At 67.9% G+C, this 268-nt stretch carries 1 protein-coding gene; it reads left to right on the forward strand.

Features of this window, described 5'->3' with window-relative positions:
• Positions 1 to 72 precede the first annotated feature (72 nt).
• A partial coding sequence (locus tag B0W80_RS34280) for an RHS repeat domain-containing protein (protein ID WP_143684947.1) occupies positions 73 to 268 on the forward strand: 196 nt, incomplete at its 3' end.

Here is a 268-nt window from a genome sequence, read left to right on the forward strand (position 1 = left end):
CTGAACTTCATCGGATTGCGCCGCCGCCAGCCAGATCTTGCGGCAAGAAGATCAACGAACCCAGGGATTCCCATGTCATGCCACCCACGGCGCACGCGCGCCGTGCGCGCGATCTGCTTCGCGCTTCAAACGTCATTGCTCGCACTGCCTGCCTCGGCCGGCACCCTCCGGACCGAGTACGACGCAGCCGGCCTGCCGAGCGCCATCACCGATGCCTCGGGCCAGGTGACCCGCATCCAGCGCGACGCCATCAGCCGCCCCACCCGCA

Source organism: Variovorax sp. KK3, from assembly GCF_001984055.1.
In the GTDB taxonomy this organism is placed as follows: Bacteria; Pseudomonadota; Gammaproteobacteria; order Burkholderiales; family Burkholderiaceae_C; genus Variovorax.